Origin of the sequence: Streptomyces sp. NPDC048248 (assembly GCF_043201875.1) — a bacterium.
Lineage (GTDB): Bacteria > Actinomycetota > Actinomycetes > Streptomycetales > Streptomycetaceae > Streptomyces.
Map to the genome: position 1 here is coordinate 197,684 of NZ_JBICZL010000012.1, position 20,645 is coordinate 218,328.

The window sequence follows — 20,645 nt, forward strand, 5'->3', positions numbered from 1 at the left end:
GGATCAGCCGCGGGTCGCGAGCGATCGCAGGAAGAACGCCATGTTCGCCGGGCGCTCCGCGAGCCGCCGCATGAAGTATCCGTACCAGTCCGTGCCATAGGGGACATACACCCGCATGCGGTGTCCCTCGGCGACCAGTCGCGTCTGCTCGGCCTCCCGGATGCCGTAGAGCATCTGGTATTCGAAGTCGGCCGGCTTGCGTCCGTTGCGGTGCGCGAGCTCCTGGGCGATGGCGACCATCCGCGGGTCGTGCGACCCGATCATGGGATAGCCCTTCCCGGCCATCAGAATCTTCAGGCAGCGCACGTACGCCTTGTCGACCTCCCGCTTGTCCTGGAAGGCGACGGTCGCGGGCTCCTTGTACGCGCCCTTGACCAGCCGCACCCGGGAGCCTTCCCCGGCGAGCGCGTGACAGTCGTCCTCGGTACGGAAGAGGTAGGACTGCAGCACCGCACCCGTCCGGGGGAAGCGCTCACGCAGCTCGGCGAGGATCGCGAGCGTGGAGTCGACGGTGGTGTGGTCCTCCATGTCGAGGGTCACCGTCGTGCCGGCCTCGGCGGCGGCTTCGACCACCGGAGTGACGTTTTTGAGGGCCAGCTCGTGTCCACCGGGCAGGGCCTGGCCGAAGGCGGAGAGCTTGACGGACATCTCGGCCCGCTCGCCGAGTCCCTGCTCGGTCAGCGCCTCGGTCAGGTGCAGGTAGGCGTCGCGGTTGCGCAGCGCCTCCACGGGGTCCGTGATGTCCTCGCCGAGGTGGTCGAGAGTGACCTCCATACCGCGCGCGGCAAGGGTCCGGACGGCCGCCATGGACTCGTCCAGACGCTCGCCTGCGACGAAACGGTTCACCACGGGGCGGGTGACCGGAGCGGCCGCGACGATGCGGCGGATGCTGTCGCTGCGCGCTGCGGCGAGAAGCACGGGACCCAGCATGGGGCACCTCCACGATTCAGGATGACGAATGCCGGGCGGGCGCCGGGCTGGCGGGCAACGGCAAGATGAGCCACCTGAAACTTAAGGATCTCGCCATCTTCCTGCCATCGACAGCTGTCACGCCTTCGTGGTCGGGATCTCAGACAGATGTATGAGAATGGGAGCGGGAAGGGGCGGGATGCCCCTCGCGAGGCGTAAGAGGTGGGACAGGCGGGACGGACGAGAGGGGTAGGAGGGGCGAGAGCGCCGTCGATGTTCCGGTGCGATCGGTGGTACCAGTGGTGACGGCTGAGGCGACGGAAAGAGGGGCCTGGCGGCGGATGCGAGGCGACTACCAGCAGCTCGTGGACGAGATCTCGTCGGCGCTCAGCGCCCCGGCGACGCTGGAGGACCGGGACTTCGGGCTGATCGCCTTCGGCGCCCACGAGGGCGACGACGACGAGGTGATGGACCCGGTACGCACCCGGTCGATCCTCCAGCGGCGGTCGTCCGCGGCGGTCCGGGCGTGGTTCGAGGCGTTCGGTATCGCCCGCGCCAAGACCGCCCTGCGCATCCCGCCGGACCCGGCAGCGGGCGTCTTCAAGGGCCGGATCTGTCTGCCGGTGCGGCATCGCGGCATCGTGCACGGCTACGTCTGGCTGCTGGACGACGGGCACCTCACCGACCTCGCGCTCGGCGGCGAGGGCACGCCGCCCGACCCCCGGATCGCCCAGGCCATGGAGACCGCCGCACGGATCGGCGCCCTGCTGGCGGACGAGGCCCGGGCCGGATCCGAACTGGGCGATCTGCTGCGGGAGTTGCTGTACTCCGCGCCGGGCGGCCGGGCGGCCGCGGCCGCCGCCCTGGACGACGCCCTCCGGGACAGCCTGCGGTTCACACCCGGCGTCCCGCTCACGCTGGTCGCCGTGCTGCCGTGGGACACCACGGATACCGACGCGGCACCCCTGCCGAGCCTGCCCGGACTCCTCGCAGCCTGCGCGCTGCCCGCGGGCGCCGGGCTTCCCGACGCCGGGGGCGCGGCCCCTTCCGCCGCCGCGGCCACGGTCGCGCAGCCCCGCGACGGCCGCCCGGAAGGGCGGGGCACCGGGTCCGAAGGCGCCACGGGCGGCGCGGCGGCCGGCCGCACCCCATCGACGGCGCCAGCGCCGGTACTGGCCGCGCTGGTACGGCTCCGCTCGCCCAACTCCCTCACCCCGGCGCACACCGTGGCGGAGCATCTGCTGCGCTCGCCCCGGGCGAGCGCGGCTCGGGCAGCCGCGGGCCGGCCGGGCGGCGACGACGGCCGGACGAAGCGGGACACCGCGCGCAACGGCGCTGCGGCCGCCGGGTCGGGCGCGGCCGGTATCGGCACCGCCACGCAGGAGTTGACCGATCTGCCCGCCGCCTGGCGGGAAGCCCTCGACGCGGCCCGCGCGGCCCGCGCCGAGCCGCGCCTGGGTGCCGTCGCCCAGTGGGACACCCTCGGCGCGTATCGCCTGCTGACGGCCTTGCCGGACGCGACGGCCGACCCGGCCGTCAGGCCGCTGCTCGCCCCGGCCCACACCGAACTCGCCCGGACCGCCGAGGCGTTCCTCGACTGCGCGGGTCAGGCCGGGCGGACCGCGCAGCTGCTGGGCATCCACCGCCAGACCCTCTACTACCGCCTGGGCCGGGTGGAGAAGCTCACCGGCCTCGATCTCGCCGAGGGCGAGGACCGTCTGCTGCTGCACATGGCGCTCAAGTCGGCACGTCTGTAAGGGCGTCGGCCCGGACGGAGCCTCTCGGCGGCTACTCCCCTGCGGGCCGCGGTCGCCCGAGCACCTGACCGGCGGTGACCCGGCTCAGTGCGTCGGCCAGGTCGCGGCCGGTGGGCATCGCGTCCGGCGTGAGCAGCGACTGCACCATCAGGCCGGTGAGCAGCGCCTGATAGAAGGAGCCGACGACCTGGGCGGCCTCCGCGTCGACCTCGGTGTCCGGCACCCCTTCGAAGACCGCGACGAGTCCCTCGCCGCCCTCCGGTTGGGCCTCCCCAATCGCCGCGCGCAGCCCCTCGTCGCGCGGCAGCAGTCCCAGCACCTCGACCTGCGAGGCGATGAACTCCCTTTCGGTGGCGATGTGTCGCAGGATCCGGTCCCAGACCGCCGCGAACCGCTCCAGGGGTTCGGCGTCCGGGGCCGCCACGGCGTCGAGCGTGGAGGCCTCCGCCACTCCGGCGCCCCACTCCTCGATGGACGCGATGAGCGCCTTGCGCATCAGGGCGTCCTTGGAGCCGTAGTGATAGCCGATGGAGGCGAGGTTGGCGCCGGACGCGGCCACGATGTCGCGGGCGGTGGTGCGGGCGTACCCCTTCTCCACCAGGCACCGCTTGGCGCCCTCCAGAAGATCTTCGCGGTGTCCCATACGGGCAGCCTACCGGGGCGCCATACGCTCGTACCAGACGGTTGTATTAAACGCACGTACAGGTGCGGTGGGCGAGCGGGATGCCTCCACGGGAGGTTGCCGGCGGAGGCCGGGAATGCCGCCCGGCCTCCGCCGCTCCCCCGGTCGAGACGCCCCCAGGGATCACCGGAGCCGATCGGGCCCAGGCCCCTTCTTGCCGCCCTTGGGGTGCTGCAGGCCGTCGTCGAACTCCAGCTCCTCCTTGCGGATCTCGGTGTTGATGTCCTGCTGCTCGGTCACCCGCTCGGTCTCCAGGTGAACGCGCTCGACCGGTACGGTCCGCTTGCTGATCACGGCCTGTTCCTCGTGCAGGACGACCTCCACCTCACCGTCGCCGAGCTTCGACGTGGTGCTTCCGGCCTCGCGCTCCTCGTCGGTGATGCGCTCGCGGACCATGCGCACTTCCTCGTGGGACACCGGGACCGTCCGGTGCACCTCCTCGGTGACCACGTGCTTGCGCAGATGCGCCCGGCCGCTCTCGTGCTCCTCGGTGCCGATCTGCATCTGCTCCTCGGAGAGCACGATCTCCTCCATCTGCTCCTTGCTCATGGCGTCCCCCTCGTCACGCCCGCGCGACGTGGCCATCGACCCGGCACCCGCCCCGGCCATCGGGCGATCCGTGCGTGCCGGCGGCTCGGTCACCAGCTTGTTGCGCTCGCCCTCCATCGGACGGCCCTGCGGACTCTCCCCCATGGACTTGCCCCGCGCGCCGGCGCTCATCCCGGCCTCGGGGCCTGCGGTCATGACGGTGTCGGAACGCGAGGTGTCGCCGCCCGCGGCGGGCCCGCCGGCGCCTGGCCTGGTCAGTCCGTAGTGGCGATAGAGCTCGGCCTCCTCGGAGGGATCGAGATGGCCTTCGGCGTCGATCCGCGGCGCTTCCTTGATCCGGTCCTTGGTATGCGGCACGCGCAGTTCGCCCTCGGTCCGCCGCGCCCCGGCGAGCGGCACGAACGTCTCCTTCATCCCGAAGAGCCCGGTACGCACCGTGATCCACTCGGGGGCGTTGGTGGCGTCGTCGCGGTAGACCTGCTGGACCGTGCCGACCTTGGCGCCCTCCTCGTCGACCACATGCAGACCTGTCAGGTCCTGAGGGGTGTCACCCAGGGGTGCATTCATGGCGTCTCGTCTCCTTCCGCACGCGTCGGCGGGGGCGCGCGCAGTTCCCATTGCGCGACGCGAAGACCCCCTCAGCGAGTCGGGACGTGCGGTGCCCGGCGGGCTCCGTCGGCCCCTGGACGGTGTTGGAGGGCCCCGCACCTTCGACACCGGATACGCCATTCGGGTGAATGGTTGGTCCTGTCATCCATAGCGGGCGGGCGGAGAGATATTCACCGGACCGGAGTACACCCCGACACGCACACGGGCCCGGACTCCGCCGAAGCGGGGCCCGGGCCCGTCGAGCTGCTGGATCCGGCGGATCAGCCGCCGAGGTTCACCGCACGCACGGAGGTCGCACCGATCTCCTCCGCGATCTCGGTGAGCACACTCGCCGGGATCGTGTCGTCGATGGTCAGCGCGACCAGCGCCTCGCCACCGACATCGGCACGGGAGACCTGCATGTTGCCGATGTTGATACCGGCCTCGCCCAGGATCCGGCCGACGGTGCCCACGACACCCGGACGGTCGCTGTAGCGCAGGAACGCCATGTGGTCGGCGAGCGCCAGGTCGATGGAGTGCTCACCGACCGCGACGATCTTCTGGGTGTTCTTGTGGCCGGACAGCGTGCCGGAGATCGAGATCTCGTCGCCACCGGCGAGGGTGCCGCGCACGGTCACCACATTGCGGTGCTCGGGCGACTCGCTGCTGGTCGTCAGCCGCACCTCGACGCCGCGCTCCTGCGCGAACAGCGGGGCGTTGACGTACGACACCGTCTCGTCGACGACGTCCTCGAACACGCCCTTGAGCGCGGACAGCTCCAGCACCTTGACGTCGTGCTGGGTGATCTCGCCGTAGACCTCGACGTCGAGCCGCAGCGCGACCTCGCCGGCCAGCGCGGTGAAGATCCGGCCGAGGCGCTCGGCCAGCGGCAGACCCGGCTTGACGTCCTCGGCGATCACGCCGCCCTGGACGTTGACCGCGTCCGGCACCAGTTCGCCGGCGAGCGCCAGGCGCACCGACCTGGCGACCGAGATACCGGCCTTCTCCTGTGCCTCGCCCGTCGACGCGCCGAGGTGCGGGGTGGCGACGACCTGGTCGAACTCGAAGAGCGGCGAGTCGGTGCAGGGCTCGGACGCGTAGACGTCCAGGCCGGCGCCGGCGACCCGGCCCTCCTTCAGGGCGGTGGCCAGCGCCGCCTCGTCCACGATCCCGCCACGCGCGGCGTTGACGATGCGGACCGAAGGCTTGACCTTGTGGAGCGCCTCGTCGCCGATCAGACCGACCGTCTCGGGGGTCTTGGGGAGGTGGACGGTGATGAAGTCCGCGACCTCCAGCAGCTCGTCGAGGGTGAGGAGCTTGACGCCCATCTGCGCGGCGCGGGCCGGCTGGATGTAGGGGTCGTAGGCGACGACCTTCATGCCGAAGGCGGACATCCGCTGGGCGACCAGCACGCCGATCCGGCCCAGGCCGACCACGCCGAGGGTCTTCTCGCTCAGCTCGACGCCGGTGTACTTGCTGCGCTTCCACTCGCCGTTCTTCAGGGCGGTGTTGGCCTGCGGGATGTTACGGGCCGTGGCGACCAGCAGACCGCAGGCGAGCTCGGCCGCGGTGACGATGTTGGAGGTCGGGGCGTTGACGACCATCACGCCGGCCTTGGTGGCGGCGGGCACGTCGACGTTGTCCAGGCCCACGCCCGCACGGGCGACGACCTTCAGCTTCCCCGCGGCCGCGATGGCCTCGGCGTCGACCTTCGTCGCGCTGCGCACGAGGATGGCATCGACATCGGCGATCGCGGGCAGCAGCTCGGCGCGGTCCGCGCCGTTGCAGTGCCGGATCTCGAAGTCCGGACCGAGAGCGTCGACGGTGGCGGGCGACAGTTCTTCGGCGATCAGTACGACAGGTTTCGAGCTCACGTGGTCTTCAGTCCTCACTAGTCCTTCGCGGACGGCCGTCCCGACGGCCGAAGGCGGTGAAGGGGGCAGCCGCGTGGAAGACGCACGACGCTGTGAGCCTGACGCGCTTGTGGTTTGAGTGTAGTGGCGGTTCGGGGCACGTCCTGCGCCTCGGCGTCAGGATCACCCATGCGTGTTCGACGCGGTGGACAAGGCGGTGGCGCCTCATGGACGAGGGGGCCGCGAGGTGCGTCGCGGCCCCCTGTCCCACGGGCTCACGCCTCGTCGTCGACCCAGCTCATCAGCTTGCGCAGCTGCTTGCCCGTGGTCTCCAGGAGGTGGTCCTCGTCGGCCTTCTTGTACTCGTTGTACTTCGGCAGACCGGCGTTGTACTCCGCCATCCAGTTGTTGGCGAAGGTGCCGTCCTGGATCTCGGCGAGCACCTTCTTCATCTCGGCCTTGGTGTTCTCGTTCACGATCCGCGGGCCGGTGATGTAGTCACCCCACTCGGCGGTCTCCGAGACCGACCAACGCATCTTCTCCAGGCCGCCCTCGTACATGAGGTCCACGATCAGCTTGAGCTCGTGCAGGCACTCGAAGTACGCGATCTCGGGCTGGTAGCCCGCCTCGACCAGCGTCTCGAAACCGGCCTTGACCAGCGCCGAGGCGCCACCGCACAGGACCGCCTGCTCACCGAACAGGTCGGTCTCGGTCTCCTCGGTGAACGTGGTCTTGATGACGCCGGCACGGGTGCCACCGATGCCCTTGGCGTACGACAGCGCCAGCGCGAAGCCCTTGCCCGTCGCGTCCTGCTCCACCGCAGCGATGCACGGCACACCACGGCCTTCCTCGTACTGACGGCGCACGAGGTGACCGGGGCCCTTGGGGGCGACCATGCACACGTCGACACCGGCCGGGGCCTTGATGAAGCCGTAGCGCACGTTCAGACCGTGGCCGAAGAACAGCGCGTCGCCGTCCTTGAGGTTGTCCTTGATGGACTCCTCGTAGACCTTGGCCTGGATCGGGTCCGGCACCAGGATCATGATGACGTCGGCCTCGGCCGCCGCCTCGGCGGGCGTCACCACACGCAGGCCCTGCTCCTCGGCCTTGGCCTTGGACTTCGACCCCTCATGCAGACCGACGCGCACATCGACGCCCGAGTCGCGCAGCGACAGCGCGTGGGCGTGGCCCTGGCTGCCGTAGCCGATCACCGCGACCTTGCGGTTCTGGATGATGGACAGGTCGGCATCGTCGTCGTAGAACAGCTCGGCCACTTCGGGTATCTCCTTGGATCTAGCTGGTTGCCCACACAGTACGTCGGGCGGGGTGAGGAAGGTTCGCGGGTCTCGCCATGCGAGCGGCGGGGCGGCGCCGTGTCACTCGGACACGACGCCGTGCGGTCCACCAGGGGGGACCGTGGGTCAGGCCGAACGGTCCAGGGCACGCAGCGAGCGGTCGGTGATGGACCGGGCGCCACGCCCTATCGCGATGGTGCCGGACTGCACCAATTCCTTGATGCCGAACGGCTCCAGCATCTTCAGCATCGCCTCCAGCTTGTCGCTGGAGCCGGTGGCCTCGATGGTGACGGCCTCCGGGGAGACGTCGACCGTCTTGGCGCGGAAGAGCTGGACGATCTCGACGATCTGCGAGCGGGTCTCGTTGTCGGCGCGGACCTTGGCGAGGACCAGTTCCCGCTGGATCGCGGAGCCCGGCTCCAGCTCGACGATCTTCAGAACGTTGACGAGCTTGTTGAGCTGCTTGGTGACCTGTTCGAGCGGCAGCGACTCGACGGTGACCACGATGGTGATGCGGGAGATGTCGGGGTGCTCGGTGACACCGACCGCGAGGGAGTCGATATTGAAGCCGCGGCGGGAGAACAGGGCGGCGATCCGGGCCAGGATGCCGGGGGTGTTCTCCACCAGGACGGAGAGCGTGTGCTTGGACATGGTCGGTCTTCTCTCTTCTTCCGTGCGTCCGTGACGTCCTGGGATCAGTCGTCTTCGTTGTCGCCGAAGTCGGGACGCACGCCCCGGGCGGCCATGACCTCGTCGTTGGACGTGCCGGCGGCGACCATCGGCCACACCTGCGCGTCCTCGTGGACGATGAAATCGACCACGACCGGGCGGTCGTTGATCGCGTTGGCCTTGGCGATGACCGCGTCCAGCTCGGCCGGGTCCTCGCAGCGCATCGCGACACAGCCCATGGCCTCGGACAGCTTCACGAAGTCCGGGACGCGGGTGCCGCCGCTGGACTTGCCCGCCGTCACGAGCCCGTCGGACTCCGGGCCGGAGTGCAGCACGGTGTTGGAGTAGCGCTGGTTGTAGAACAGGGTCTGCCACTGGCGGACCATGCCCAGCGCACCGTTGTTGATGATCGCGACCTTGATCGGGATGTTGTTCAGCGCGCAGGTGACCAGTTCCTGATTGGTCATCTGGAAGCAGCCGTCACCGTCGATCGCCCAGACCGTCCGCTCCGGCTGCCCGGCCTTGGCGCCCATCGCGGCCGGCACGGCGTAGCCCATGGTCCCGGCGCCGCCGGAGTTCAGCCACGTCGAGGGCTTTTCGTAGTCGATGAAGTGGGCGGCCCACATCTGGTGCTGGCCCACGCCCGCCGCGTAGATCGTGTCGTCCGGGGCGAGCCGGCCGATCCGCTCGATGACCTGCTGCGGCGACAGGCTGCCGTCCTCGGGCAGGTCGTAACCCAGCGGGTAGGTCTCCCGCCAGCGGTTGAGGTCCTTCCACCAGGCGGTGTAGTCGCCCTTGTGGCCGGCGTCGTACTCGGCCTTGACGGCCACGATCAGGTCGGCGATGACCTCGCGGGCGTCACCGACGATCGGCACGTCCGCGGCGCGGTTCTTGCCGATCTCCGCCGGGTCGATGTCGGCGTGCACGACCTTCGCGAACGGCGCGAAGGAGTCCAGCTTGCCCGTGACCCGGTCGTCGAAGCGGGCGCCGAGCGTGATCAGCAGGTCCGACTTCTGCAGCGCGGTGACGGCGGTGACCGCGCCGTGCATGCCGGGCATGCCGACGTGCTGCGGGTGGCTGTCGGGGAAGGAGCCCAGCGCCATCAGGGTGGTCGTCACCGGCGCGCCGGTCAGCTCGGCCAGCACCCGCAGCTCGGCGGTGGCGCCGGCCTTCATGACGCCGCCGCCGACATAGAGCACCGGGCGCTTGGACTCGACGATCAGCCGGGCCGCCTCGCGGATCTGCTTGGCGTGCGGCTTGGTCACCGGGCGGTAGCCGGGCAGGTCGGTGTGCGGCGGCCAGACGAAGGTGGTCTGCGCCTGCAGCGCGTCCTTGGCGATGTCGACCAGGACCGGACCCGGGCGGCCGGTGGCGGCGATGTGGAACGCCTCGGCGATCGTCCGCGGGATCTCGGCCGGGTCGGTGACCAGGAAGTTGTGCTTGGTGATCGGCATCGTGATGCCGCAGATGTCCGCCTCCTGGAAGGCGTCCGTGCCGATCGCCTTCGAGGCGACCTGGCCGGTGATCGCGACCAGCGGGACGGAGTCCATGTGGGCGTCGGCGATCGGCGTGACGAGGTTCGTGGCACCGGGGCCTGACGTCGCCATGCACACCCCGACCCTGCCGGTGGCCTGCGCGTAGCCCGTGGCCGCGTGACCGGCGCCCTGCTCGTGGCGCACCAGGACGTGCCGCACCTTCGAGGAGTCCATCATCGGGTCGTACGCCGGGAGGATCGCACCGCCGGGGATACCGAACACGGTGTCGGCCCCGACCTCCTCCAGCGAACGAATGAGGGACTGCGCACCCGTGACGTGCTCGACGGTGGTGGGCTGCTGCGCCCCGCCGGAGTTACGGGCCCGCGGCTGCGGATGGTGGGCCCCGGAGGCCTGCTCGGTCATCTGCGTCTCTTCTCGAAGCTGAGGGTTTTGACGGGATTTGTGAGGTTGCTGTGCAACAAAAAACCCCCCGTGCCAGGTGGCAAGCGAGGGGAGCGCGTCGGTGCGGTAGCTGGGGCTTCGTCAGGGCCCAGCGTCAGCCGACGCGCTGTCCAAGTACGAGAATTCGGGTGCGCATGGCACTGACCCTCCCCCCGGCGCGCCATGAGTGTCAAGTGGGTGGGACGGAGGTCTCACTATTTGAGCGCAATGGCGGATGGGCGAGGGTATCCGGCCCTGCGGCACCGCCCCGCCGAACCGGCAGACCGGTGCCGCTGAGGACCACCGCCCGGTCCTCTCCGGGGACGTCCGGTACGGGATAGCCGCCGACCGTCAGGGCACGCCGCAGCCGGTGCTCGTCCAGCGGCCCGGAGAAGGCCATGCCCTGGCCGTGTGTGCAGCCCATGGAGCGCAGGGCGAGGACCTGTTCGGGAAGATCGACGCCGTCCGCGACGGACTGCATCCCCAGGTCCGCGGCGATCCGCAGCAGACCAGCGGTGATCTTGTGCAGCCGGGCGGACTCCACGACGCCGTCGACCAGCCCCCGGTCCAGTCTCAGGACGTCCACGGGGAGCCTGCGCAGTGCGCTGATGGCGGCGTATCCGCTGCCGAAGCCGTCCAGGGCGATCCGGACGCCGAGCCTCCGCAGCGCGGCAAGCCGGCGCTCCAGTTCGTCCAGCGGGATACGGGGGTCACTTTCGGACAGTTCCAGGACGAGCGCGCCCGAGGGCAGGCCGTGCCGGGTGAGCAGTGCCTCGATGGTCTTGGGGGGCAGGCCCGTCCGGTCGTCGTCCAGCAGCCGGCGGGCGGAGAGCCGAACGGCCACCGGGACCGAATGCCCGGCGCGGTGCCGCGCCGCGGCCTGCTCGACGGCCTCCTGCAGCTGCCAGCGGCCCAGCTCGGCGGTGCGCTCGCCGTCCTCGGCGAGCCGGCCGCGCTCGCCGGATCTGAGGAGTTCGGCGGGGGTGAAGAGGATGCCCTGCGCGGAGCGCCAGCGGGCGTGCGCGGCGACGGCGGTCACCCGCCCGGTGGCCAGTTCCACCACCGGCTGGTGCAGCAGCGCGAATTCGCCTTCGTGCAGCGCCGTACGGAGCTTGGTGGCGAGTTCGGCGCGGGGTGTCACCTCGGTCTGCATGTGTGGGGCGTAGAGCTCCACGCGGCCCTTGCCGGCCTGTTTGGCGCGGTACATCGCGAGGTCGGCGTTGCGCAGCAGGCCGGCCGGGGTGACGCCGGGCTCGGCGAAGGCGACGCCGATGCTGGCCGCGACGCGGACGTCGCGGTTCTCGATGCGGTAGGGCTCGGAGAGCTTGATGCGCAGCCGGTCGGCGATCTCCAGGACGCGCAGCTCACGGGCGGCGTGATCATGGGTGCCGTCGCCCGTGATGAGCGCGGCGAACTCGTCGCCGCCCAGCCGCGCCGCTATGTCCCCCGAGCGCACGGACTCGCCCAGCCTGCGGGCGGCCTGGATCAGCAGTTCGTCGCCCGCCTGGTGCCCGATGGTGTCGTTGACCTGCTTGAAGCCGTCGAGGTCGATGTAGAGGACTGCGGTGTCGTGGTCGGTGGAGCGGCGGCCGGTGACGGCCTTGCTGACGCGTTCGGTGAACAGCGCCCGGTTGGGCAGGTCGGTGAGCGCGTCGTGCGAGGCGTTGTGCTGGAGCTGGGCCTGCAGGCGGACGCGTTCGGTGACGTCGCGGGAGTTGAAGATCAGGCCGCCGTGGTGGCGGTTGACGGTGGACTCGACGTTGAGCCAGCCGTCTCCGCCGGATCGCTGCTCGCCGGCACGGAAGCGGCACTCGATGCGGGTGGTCGGTTCGACCTCCGGCGGCGCGGCGAGGAATCTGCGGACCTCGTGCACCACCCGGCCCAGGTCCTCGGGGTGGATCAGGGAGGCGAGCTCGGAGCCGACCAGTTCCTCGGCGTCGCGGCCGTAGACACCCGCCGCGGCGGGGCTCACATAGCGCAGGACGCCGGTGGGGGCGGCGATCATGATGACGTCGCTGGAGCCCTGGACGAGGGAGCGGAAGTGGTTCTCCTTCTGCGCCAGCTCCTGGGTGAGCGTGATGTTGTCGAGCAGCATGATGCCCTGGCGGACGACGAGGGCGAGGACGACCGTGCAGCCCGTGAAGAGCACCACGCGGTCGATGCGCCGCCCGTCGAGGACGTTGGTCAGGATGCCCAACGTGCAGACGGCGGCGGCGAGATACGGGGTCAGCGCGGCGAGCGACCCCGCGATGGGGCGGCTGCCGGAGGGCTGGGCACGGCGCGCCGCGCGCTTGAAGTCGTCACCGGCGAACTCCGAGGGCGTCCGGCGGGCGACCCATGGCGCGTACGCGAGGAGTATCGACCCGGCGAACCAGCCGGCGTCCAGGATCTGGCCGGAGCGGTAGTGGTCGCGCAGCAGCGGTGAGCTGAACAGTGCGTCGCACAGCACCGTCAACGCCAGTGCGGCGATGGCGGTGTTGACGGCTGAGCGGTGCACGGAGGAGCGCCGGAAGTGGAGCGCGAGCACCATGCTGACCAGCACGATGTCCAGCAGCGGGTAGGCGAGCGACAGGGCGCTCTCGGCGACGCTCCGGCCCTGGAAGTGGGTGGTGTGGGCGAGCGCGAGGCTCCACGAGAGGGTGAGCAGGGAGCCACCGATGAGCCAGGCGTCCAGGCTGAGGCAGACCCAGCCCGCTCTGGTCACCGGGCGCTTGGCGAGGACCAGCAGGCCGACGATGGCGGGCGGCGCGAACAGCAGGAAACAGAAGTCGGCGAGGGAGGGGCTGGGAACTCGCGCCTCCAGGACGACCTCATACCAGCCCCATACGCCGTTGCCGATGCCGGCCATGCCCGAGGAGACGGCGAACAGCACCCAGGCAGGGCGGAAGCGGCTCTCGCGCTTGCGGGCGTACAGACCGCAGGAGACGGCCGCCACCAGGGCGGCGACGCTCAGCCCGAAGTCCCCCATGAAGACGGCGACTTCGCGTGATCCCCAGCCGAACGCGGCACCGACGGCATAGCCGCCGCAGACTCCGGCAAGGGCGATCTGGGGGACCACGCTCGGTGGGCCGCCGGCCTGTGCCGGCGGCCTGGAGAGCACCGCTCCCGGGGCGCTCACCGCGCTCTCCCTGCCGTCCGTCCGCAGCGGCGTCGTGCCCGGCGGACCCGAGGGTCCCGCATTCTCTCCGTGGGTGCTTGTGGATCGCGCGTCTCGCGAATCAACCATCGGCCGTACATCGCCCGTCGCCCCCCTCGAGTTCCGGATCCTTCGCTCGGCGCCGCATACGCACCGACGTCGTCCCCGCTCGGGACGATACACCAGTTCCGTCACTCAGGGACATAGTCTCTCTACGGAGCGTGACTACCTGCGGGATTGCGGATACACCCTGCAGTCGTACGGCCTCGGAGAGCTACCCGCAACCGTTCCCCTCAGCCGTGGCGACCACGTTCCGCACGGCCTCTCCGGCCGCGAAAAGCGTCAACTGCTCGCGCAGGAGCCGCTTCGCACGGGGCAGGAAGGCAGAGCTGGGGCCACCGACGTGTGGAGTGATGAGTACGCCCGGAGCGTGCCACAGCGGGTGGCCGGCCGGCAGCGGTTCCGGATCGGTGACGTCGAGTGCCGCCCGGAGCCTGCCCGACTCCAGCTCGGCGAGCAGCGCCGCGGTGTCGACGATCCCGCCGCGTGCGATGTTCACCAGCAGTGCGCCGTCCTTCATCCGCGCCAGGAAATCGCGTCCGACCAGGCCACGGGTCTCTTCCGTGAGCGGGGTGGCCAGCACGACGACGTCCGCGTCGGGCAGGAGGGCGTACAACGAGGAGAGTGGATGCACGGGGCCGCGCAAAGTCTCACGTGCGGTGCGCGCGACGCGCGCCACCCGCGCACACTCGAAAGGAGTGAGCCGGTCCTCGATGGCACTGCCGATCGAACCGTAGCCCACAATGAGGACCGACTTGTCAGCGAGCGCCGGCTGGAAGCCCTGCCGCCACTCCCCCGCGTCCTGGCCCCGTACGAAGTCGGGGATGCCGCGCAGCGCCGCCAGCGTCAGGGTGAGGGCGAGTTCGGCGGTGCTGGCGTCGTGCAGCCCGCGGGCGTTGCACAGGCGGGCGCCGGACGGCATCTGCGGCAGCGCGGGCAGCATGTGCTCGATTCCCGCCGTCAGTGTCTGCACGACCTCGACCCGGTTCATCGTCGGCAGCGGGTCCAGGCAGCGCGCGGCGCTCTTCATGTAGGGGACGGCGTAGAAGACGCACCGGGCGGGGTCGGCCGGATAGTCGGGTCCGGCGTCCCAGTGGACGTAGTGGAGCCCCTCGGGGAGGCCCTCGATCTCGTCGGGCGGGATGGGGAGCCATACGTCGTTCGCGCCGCTGCGCTGTTCTGCGGAAGCCATGGCCAGAGGCTATGCGAAGAGGCGTTCGCCTCAGACGTTAGTTTGGACAGGCCCTTGACCGGGGGCGAGGGGACGGAGGCACGACCAGGTGGAGCGCAGGACAATCGGTGCGGTGGCGCTCGAAGTGGGTGCTATCGGGCTCGGCTGTATGCCGATGAGCTGGGGATACAGCGAGTCGCAGCGCAGCGGGGAGGGCTCGCTGCGGGCCGTGCACGCCGCGCTCGACCGGGGCTGCAGCCTGCTCGACACCGCTGACATGTACGGGCCTTTCACCAATGAGCTGCTGGTGGGGCGGGCACTGAAGGAGCGGCGCCAGGACGCGTTCGTGTCGACCAAGTGCGGTCTGCTGGTCGGCGAGCAGCACATCGTCGCCAATGGGCGGCCCGGCTATGTGAAGCGGGCCTGCGACGCGTCGCTGCGGCGGTTGCAGACCGACTGCATCGATCTCTACCAGTTGCACCGGGCCGATCCCGAGGTGCCCGTGGAGGAGACCTGGGGGGCGATGGCGGAATTGGTGGCGGCCGGAAAGGTGCGGTCGCTGGGGTTGTGCGCGGTGGGCGCGCGGGCGGTACGGCCGACCCGTGCGGCCCGGCAGTCGATGGCCGGCGGCGGGGTGCGCGCCGGCTCGCGGATGCATGACGGCACGCTGCGCCAACTGGAGCGCATGCAGCAGGTCTTCCCGGTGAGCAGCGTGGAGGCGGAGCTGTCGGTGTGGTCACCGGAGGCGCTGGAGGCGCTGCTGCCCTGGTGCGAGTCGCGGGGGGTCGGTTTCCTGGCGGCGATGCCGCTGGGCAGCGGCTATCTGACCGGCACCCTCACCCCGGGGCAGGGCTTCGAACCGGAGGACCTGCGGGCCCGCCACCCCCGTTTCACCGCCGAGATGATGGCGGCGAACCAGCCGGTGGTGGCCGGGCTGCGGCGGGTCGGCGCCCGGCACGGCGCGACGCCGGGGCAGGTGGCGCTGGCGTGGGTGCTGGCGCAGGGACGCCATGTCGTACCGGTGCCGGGCACGAAGAAGGAGCGGTGGGCGGCGCAGAACGCCAAGGCCGCCGATCTGGTGCTCGGCCCCGAGGACTTGGCGGAGATCGCGACGCTGCCGCCGGCCCGGGGGTCCTGGTACTGAGCACGGCGGGGCCCGACGGGGGATCGCCGTACCCGCGGCTCCCCCGTGCGGCCCCGCGGCCCGCCTCCCGGCCGGGTCGCGCCGCTCCGGCTGTCGGCAGATCATGGCTGGTGGAGGTGGGCCCGGAAGCCAGAAGGCGCGGCGGTGGGGCGCGCGATGTGGTGTCCTTGTCCACGCCCTGCCGACGAGAGGACCCCTGCCGTGCAACGCCGTTCCCAGACCGCCGTGTTGGCCGCCGCTTCGCTGCTCCTGGCGGCGGGCTGCTCGTCGGGTGGTGAGAAGTCCGAGAACGGCGGGGGTGCCTCCTCCGCCCCGCCCCGGAGCCCCGGCGCCTCCGCGCCGCCCTCGCCGAGCGCGTCACCGGCGCCGTCGGTGGCCGCCAAGGGGTCGGTGAAGGTGACCGCCACGCTGACCACCGGCCTGGAGTCACCGTGGGGCGTGGCGCCGCTGCCCGGTGGTGATCTGCTGGTCGCCTCCCGGGACTCCGGCAAGATCGTCAAGGTGGCGGCGGACGGCGGGAAGAAGACCGAGCTGGGTTCGGTGCCGGGGGTGGAGCCCGGCGGCGAGGGCGGCCTGCTGGGAATCGCGGTGTCCTCGACGTTCGGCGCTGATCACCAGGTGTACGCGTACTTCACCACCGCGTCCGACAACCGCATCGCGCGGATGATCTACGACGAGAAGCGGCCCGCGGGCAATCAGCTCGGCGCCCCGGACACGATCTTCAAGGGCATTCCCAAGGGGCAGATCCACAACGGCGGGCGGATCGCGTTCGGCCCGGACAAGATGCTCTACGCAGGTACGGGCGAGACCGGCGACACCGGGCTGGCGCAGGACAAGGACTCTCCGGGCGGCAAGATCCTTCGGATGACGCCGGACGGCGAGCCCGCGCACGGCAATCCCCAGGCGGATTCGGTGGTCTACGACTACGGCCACCGCAATGTGCAGGGGCTGGCCTGGGACGGCGACAAGCGGCTGTGGGCATCGGAATTCGGGCAGGACACCTGGGACGAACTCAATCTCATCGAGCCGGGCAAGAACTACGGCTGGCCGGGGGTGGAGGGCAAGGGCAAGGGCGACGCGGGATCGGAGTTCGTGGATCCGATCGCCCAGTGGAAGACCGCGGACGCCTCGCCCAGCGGCATCGCCTACGCCAAGGGCTCGATCTGGATGGCGGGGCTGCGCGGTGAACGGCTGTGGCGGATCCCGTTGGACGGGAAGAAGGCGGCGGCGCAGCCGCAGGCGTTCCTCGACGGCGAATACGGGCGGCTGCGGACCGTCGTGGCGGCCGGGGACGGCGGGTTGTGGCTGGTCACCAGCAACACCGACGGGCGGGGTGAGCCGAACGAGGGCGATGACCGGATTCTCCACCTCAAGGTGAGCTGATCCCTTTTCGCCGGGCCTGCCTACACTCGGAGCGGGGGACGGGCCACGTCGCGAGGGGACACGGTGTTCAACGTCGTCGAGGAACTGTTCGCACCCGGCCGCAAGCACACGGACGAGTAGCGGCGGAAGATGTCGCTCGTCGTCGACGACGTGGGGGACGGCGACCCCGGGGAGGGGCCGATAGACCTCGCCTCCGGCACGGTCGTCGTCCGCGCGCCGCGGAGCCGGGAGGCCCCGGACGACGCGAGCTGATCTCGTCCCGGAGGCCGCGGCCCCCGGTGGCGTGTGGGTCCGGGGCCGCTACTGCGCGGCCGCGGCGCCGTCCCGTGCCGGCTCGCCGAACAGCCGCAGCCGGTGGGCCACCGCCCCCGCCTCGCCGCGGCCGGATACGCCGAGCTTGGCGAGGATGTTGGAGACGTGCACGCTGGCGGTCTTCGGGGAGATGAAGAGGGCGTCGGCTATCTGGCGGTTGCTGCGGCCGTCGGCGACCAGGCGCAGCACGTCCCGTTCGCGGGGGGTCAGGCCGAGTGATTCCGCGGGCACGGCGCCGGTGGGTGCTCCGGCCGGCGCGGCGTCGTTCCGTGCGGCGTCCGGTGCCGTGGCCGTGGCAAGCCCCGGGAGCGGCACTCTGGCGCGCTGGGCGAGGAGTTCGAGTTCGTCGGCCAGCGGGCGGGCGCCCAGCTTTCCCGCGGCGGTGTGTGCCTGGGCGAGCAGGAGGACGGCGGCCTCCCGGGGCGTACGGCCCTGCAGGCCGGCGGTGGCCCGCTCGGTGCCGTGCAGCAGGGACTCGGCCCAGCGGTAGCAGGCCCAGGCGAGTTCGTGCGGGCGCTCCAGGGGTTCGTAGGCGGCGACCGTCTCGGCCCAGGCGTCCGGCGCCTCCCGGCCTTCGGCGCGCAGCAGTTCGGCGTCGACCGCGAGGCCGTGGGCGCGGCACACGGGGGACAGCCGGGGCAGTTTCTTGGCGGCGTCCCGGATCCTGGCGAGGATGTCGGCCCGGCCCGGCTCGGCGGCGGGCAGGCCGCGCGCGTCGGACTCGGCGGCGGTTGCGGACCACAGCAGCGGCCAGGCGTAGCGCTGGATGCCGGGCGGGAAGCCGGTGTCCAGGGTCTGCCGGAGGATGGCGCGGGCGTCGAGGACGCGGCCCTGGCGGGCGGCGATGCGCAGGGCGTGGCGGGCCATGGGGACGACGTGTTGCGGCTGGGGGTCGTGGGTGCCGTAGTGCTCTTGGGCGACTGCGAGCTCCCGCTCGGCGTCGGCCAGCTCGCCCCGGTCCAGGGCGAGGGAGGCGAGGCGGTTGGCGGCCAGTGCGAGCGGCCGTGCGCTCTGGGCGAGGTTGCGGGCCTCGGCCGCGGCCCGGCCCGCCTCCTCCCAGCGTCCGAGGGACTGCAGCGATTCGGCGCGGTTGCCGGCCACCCAGCTGGTGCTGTCCTTGAGGCCGTAGTGGGTGGTCAGTTCGAGGCCGCGGTCGGTGACCTCGACGGCTTCGCGGGAGCGGCCGACGCCTTCCAGCAGGGACGGGAGGTTGACATGGCCGCGCCCGATGACGGCGAAGTAGCCGCGGTCGACGGCGAGGTCGAGTGCGGTACGGAAGTCGGCGAGGCCGTCCTCGACCTCCCCGGATTCGATCCGCAGGCCGGCCAGGGTCAGCCGGGAGTTCAGCTCGGCCTCTTCGTCGCCGACCGACTTGGCGAGTTCCACGGCGCGTTCGGCCTTGGCGAACGCGCCGGGGCCCGGTTCGTGGAGCACCGCCCAGCTGGCGACATGGGCCATCACGGCGGCGTGGACGGAGGACGGCGGCAGGCCGCGCATCAGCTCCTGGGCGGTGCCCAGGTCCTCCCAGCCGTCGCCGCGACCGGTGCGCTGGACGAGCCGGGAGCGCTGCACCAGGAACCAGGCGGTGCGAAGTGGGTCGCCCCTGCTCGCGCCGTGCTGAGAGCTTCCGGGAGCGTCGCCGCTCTCGCGCAGTGAGCGCAGGGCGCGCTTGGTGATGGTGAAGGCGCGCTCGCTGTCGCCGGAGAGCCGGGCGGCAACGGCGATCTCGGCGAGCAGGTCGAGGAACCGCAGAGCATCGTCGTCGCAGCCGCAGGCCGGGTACGCCTCGGCGTAGTCGACCGGACGCACCGCGCCGCGGACCTCCTTGGGGGCGTCGTCCCACAACTCCAGGGCGCGGTCGAGCAGCCGGAGCTGTTCGGCGTAGGCGTGGCGGCGGCGGGCCTGGACGGAGGCGGCGAGGACGGCGGGCAGCGCCTTGGCGGGGTCGTGGGCTTTGTACCAGTAGCTGGCCAGGCGGGCGGCGCAGACGTCGGAGCGGACGAGTGAGGGGTCGGCTTCGAGGGCCTGGGCGTAGCGGCGGTTGAGGCGGGTGCGTTCGCCGGGCAGCAGGTCGTCGACGACGGCCTCGCGGACGAGGGCGTGCCGGAAGCGGTAGCCGGTGCCGTCCTGGGTCGGTACCAGGGTGTTGCTGCCGACGGCGATCCGCAGTGCCTCGATGAGGTCGTCCTCGGGCATCTGGCAGACAGCGGCGAGGAGTTCGTGTTCCACGGTGGAGCCGCCCTCGGCGGCGATGCGGACCACGCGCTGGGCGTGCTCCGGCAGCGCCTCGACCCGGACCAGCAGCAGATCGCGCAGTGGGTCGCTGAGGCCGTGCAGACAGCCGTCGGCGATGCTTCGGGCGAGCTCCTCGACGAAGAAGGCGTTGCCCTCGGAGCGTGCGAAGACCCGGTCGACGGTGGCTTCTTCCGGGTCGCTGCCGTTGATTCCGGCGATCTGGGAGCGGACCTCCGCCCGGTTGAAGCGGGCCAGCTCCACCCGGCGGACCGTGCGCATCCGGTCGATCTCGGCGAGGAAGGGGCGCAGCGGGTGGCGGCGGTGGATGTCGTCGGAGCGGTAGGTGGCGACGAGGAGGACGTTGGCGTCGTGCAGGGCGCGCAGGAGGTAGGCGAGCAGTTCGCGGGTGGAGCGGTCGGCCCAGTGGAGGTCCTCGATGACGATCACGATGACGCGGTCGCGGTCGCGGTCGCGGTTTCCCTCGCGGGTGCGGCGTGCGGCGAGCCGCTCCAGCAGGCGGGCGGTCAGCTCGAACAGGCGGGCGCGGCCGGTCTCCTCGTCGTGGGTCTCGGCGGTGTCCCCCAACTCGGGCAGGATGCGGGCGAGTTCACCCTCCTGTCCGGCGACGGCCGCGGCGAGTTCGTCGCGCAGGTGCCAGTTGAGGATGTGCAGGATCGCGGAGAACGGCGCGTAGGGCAGCCCCTCGGAGCCGATCTCGATGCAGCCGCCCGTCGCGACGAGTGCGCCCTGTGCGCGGGCGCTGTCGGTGAATTCCTCGATGAGCCGGGTCTTGCCGACCCCGGCCTCGCCGCCGATCAGCAGGGCCTGGGGCTCGCCGGATGCCCTGGCGTGGGCGAGCGCGTCGCCCAGCGCGGCGAGTTCGGCCGAGCGGCCGACGAACACGGGACTGACGGACCTGGTCTCCACGTCGCCGAGCATGGCACACGGGTCCGACAATCCGGCACCGTATTTCGGCAGGCGAAACG

General features: G+C 71.3%; 13 protein-coding genes and 1 pseudogene. 4 read left to right on the top strand and 10 right to left on the bottom strand.

Features of this window, described 5'->3' with window-relative positions; genetic code table 11:
• Positions 1 to 3: 3 nt before the first annotated feature.
• Positions 4 to 930: a proline dehydrogenase family protein gene (locus ACGFZW_RS26560; RefSeq protein ID WP_393895726.1), complete on the bottom strand. Its 927-nt coding sequence runs from the start codon at positions 928 to 930 to the stop codon at positions 4 to 6.
• Between the two features lie 320 nt (positions 931 to 1,250).
• Here ACGFZW_RS26560 and ACGFZW_RS26565 point away from each other — a divergent pair, with 320 nt between their 5' ends.
• The gene (locus tag ACGFZW_RS26565; RefSeq protein ID WP_393895727.1) at positions 1,251 to 2,666 is read left to right on the top strand and encodes a PucR family transcriptional regulator; all 1,416 of its coding nucleotides are present in this window, start codon (positions 1,251 to 1,253) and stop codon (positions 2,664 to 2,666) included.
• A gap of 31 nt (positions 2,667 to 2,697) precedes the next feature.
• On the opposite strand, the gene ACGFZW_RS26570 is transcribed toward ACGFZW_RS26565, so the two are convergent.
• The 8 genes from ACGFZW_RS26570 to ACGFZW_RS26605 all read right to left on the bottom strand — a co-directional run bounded on the left by ACGFZW_RS26570 (position 2,698) and on the right by ACGFZW_RS26605 (position 14,606).
• Positions 2,698 to 3,309, bottom strand: a complete 612-nt coding sequence (locus ACGFZW_RS26570) for a TetR/AcrR family transcriptional regulator (protein WP_393895728.1) — start codon at positions 3,307 to 3,309, stop codon at positions 2,698 to 2,700.
• Between the two features lie 162 nt (positions 3,310 to 3,471).
• Positions 3,472 to 4,464: a PRC and DUF2382 domain-containing protein gene (locus ACGFZW_RS26575; protein WP_393895729.1), complete on the bottom strand. Its 993-nt coding sequence runs from the start codon at positions 4,462 to 4,464 to the stop codon at positions 3,472 to 3,474.
• Positions 4,465 to 4,766: 302 nt separating this feature from the next.
• The gene (serA, locus tag ACGFZW_RS26580; RefSeq protein ID WP_393895730.1) at positions 4,767 to 6,359 is read right to left on the bottom strand and encodes a phosphoglycerate dehydrogenase; all 1,593 of its coding nucleotides are present in this window, start codon (positions 6,357 to 6,359) and stop codon (positions 4,767 to 4,769) included.
• 254 nt (positions 6,360 to 6,613) lie between these two features.
• Entirely contained in the window at positions 6,614 to 7,612 is a 999-nt protein-coding gene (gene ilvC / locus ACGFZW_RS26585; protein WP_393895731.1) for a ketol-acid reductoisomerase, read from the bottom strand.
• Positions 7,613 to 7,759: 147 nt separating this feature from the next.
• Positions 7,760 to 8,284, bottom strand: a complete 525-nt coding sequence (ilvN, locus tag ACGFZW_RS26590; protein WP_393895732.1) for an acetolactate synthase small subunit — start codon at positions 8,282 to 8,284, stop codon at positions 7,760 to 7,762.
• Between the two features lie 44 nt (positions 8,285 to 8,328).
• A complete protein-coding gene (locus ACGFZW_RS26595) occupies positions 8,329 to 10,200 on the bottom strand; it encodes an acetolactate synthase large subunit (RefSeq protein WP_393895733.1) in 1,872 nt (623 codons plus the stop codon).
• A 208-nt stretch (positions 10,201 to 10,408) separates the two neighbouring features.
• On the bottom strand, positions 10,409 to 13,336 hold the full coding sequence (locus tag ACGFZW_RS26600; RefSeq protein ID WP_393895734.1) for a putative bifunctional diguanylate cyclase/phosphodiesterase: 2,928 nt from the start codon (positions 13,334 to 13,336) through the stop codon (positions 10,409 to 10,411).
• Positions 13,337 to 13,628: 292 nt separating this feature from the next.
• The gene (locus ACGFZW_RS26605; RefSeq protein WP_393895735.1) at positions 13,629 to 14,606 is read right to left on the bottom strand and encodes a 2-hydroxyacid dehydrogenase; all 978 of its coding nucleotides are present in this window, start codon (positions 14,604 to 14,606) and stop codon (positions 13,629 to 13,631) included.
• Between the two features lie 88 nt (positions 14,607 to 14,694).
• On the opposite strand from ACGFZW_RS26605, the gene ACGFZW_RS26610 reads away from it, so the two are divergent.
• From ACGFZW_RS26610 to ACGFZW_RS26620, 3 genes and pseudogenes are all read left to right on the top strand, one after another.
• Positions 14,695 to 15,729 carry an aldo/keto reductase gene (locus tag ACGFZW_RS26610; protein WP_393895736.1) on the top strand — a complete coding sequence of 345 codons (1,035 nt, stop codon included), beginning with the start codon at positions 14,695 to 14,697 and terminating at the stop codon, positions 15,727 to 15,729.
• Between the two features lie 201 nt (positions 15,730 to 15,930).
• Positions 15,931 to 17,112, top strand: coding sequence for a PQQ-dependent sugar dehydrogenase (locus ACGFZW_RS26615; protein WP_393895737.1), 1,182 nt, complete (start codon positions 15,931 to 15,933; stop codon positions 17,110 to 17,112).
• Between the two features lie 63 nt (positions 17,113 to 17,175).
• Positions 17,176 to 17,364: pseudogene (locus tag ACGFZW_RS26620) on the top strand (DUF6191 domain-containing protein).
• A 48-nt stretch (positions 17,365 to 17,412) separates the two neighbouring features.
• On the opposite strand, the gene ACGFZW_RS26625 reads toward ACGFZW_RS26620, so the two are convergent.
• A complete protein-coding gene (locus ACGFZW_RS26625) occupies positions 17,413 to 20,598 on the bottom strand; it encodes an AAA family ATPase (RefSeq protein ID WP_393895839.1) in 3,186 nt (1,061 codons plus the stop codon).
• Positions 20,599 to 20,645: the final 47 nt, after the last annotated feature.

Bases quoted from the DNA above. Each gene is read 5' to 3' on its own strand.
- ACGFZW_RS26560 (WP_393895726.1), bottom strand. From the start codon at position 930: ATGCTGGGTCCCGTGCTTCTCGCCGCAGCGCGCAGCGACAGCATCCGC.
- ACGFZW_RS26565 (WP_393895727.1), top strand. From the start codon at position 1,251: ATGCGAGGCGACTACCAGCAGCTCGTGGACGAGATCTCGTCGGCGCTC.
- ACGFZW_RS26570 (WP_393895728.1), bottom strand. From the start codon at position 3,309: ATGGGACACCGCGAAGATCTTCTGGAGGGCGCCAAGCGGTGCCTGGTG.
- ACGFZW_RS26575 (WP_393895729.1), bottom strand. From the start codon at position 4,464: ATGAATGCACCCCTGGGTGACACCCCTCAGGACCTGACAGGTCTGCAT.
- ilvN (WP_393895732.1), bottom strand. From the start codon at position 8,284: ATGTCCAAGCACACGCTCTCCGTCCTGGTGGAGAACACCCCCGGCATC.
- ACGFZW_RS26595 (WP_393895733.1), bottom strand. From the start codon at position 10,200: ATGACCGAGCAGGCCTCCGGGGCCCACCATCCGCAGCCGCGGGCCCGT.
- ACGFZW_RS26605 (WP_393895735.1), bottom strand. From the start codon at position 14,606: ATGGCTTCCGCAGAACAGCGCAGCGGCGCGAACGACGTATGGCTCCCC.
- ACGFZW_RS26625 (WP_393895839.1), bottom strand. From the start codon at position 20,598: ATGCTCGGCGACGTGGAGACCAGGTCCGTCAGTCCCGTGTTCGTCGGC.